At 54.2% G+C, this 507-nt stretch carries 1 protein-coding gene; it reads right to left on the bottom strand.

Annotation, left to right across the window (positions count from 1 at the left end):
* On the bottom strand, window positions 1–507 hold a 507-nt coding region (locus tag QC823_RS16210; RefSeq protein WP_309657372.1), incomplete at both ends, for a transposase.

Genomic DNA, 507 nt, shown 5'->3' with positions numbered 1-507 from the left:
TTTGCGGGTTCGCCAGCGGGCGATGGAAATCACGCGCCTATCGCCTGATTGTTGCTGTCGATCCTCAAGCTTGAGCAGGTTCAGCGCGGTCATCGATGCATTGAAATGGAAGTGTAGCGCCTTTTCCTTGCGGGCCTGACAGTCGTTCAGTCCCAGAAACTGCTTGGCATCGCGAAACAGAAACTCAATCTGGAAACGCGTCTTGTAGTACGTCACTAATGTCATGGCGTCCAGCGACGTATCCGTCGAAAACAGCAAGGCGGTTTTCACCTTGCTGCCACAGCGCTTAACCAGAGACACCACCCGTAAGTCACGTTTGAAATGCGCACTGTTCACGATCGCGGTATACACCTGCGTCTCGTTCATGTTGCCGGCAAGCGACCATCGGCTCACGTCCTCAACGTGGACTTTTCCATCGTAACGGCGCTTTCGCCCCCGGGGTTTCTGTTCTCCCTGGTACAGCCAACGCAGGTTAGCGTCATGACGTAGCTTACCGATCTGATGTAA

Source organism: Vreelandella vilamensis (genome assembly GCF_031451755.1).
Taxonomy (GTDB): domain Bacteria; phylum Pseudomonadota; class Gammaproteobacteria; order Pseudomonadales; family Halomonadaceae; genus Vreelandella; species Vreelandella vilamensis.
This window is presented reverse-complemented; position numbering and strand designations above follow the sequence as displayed.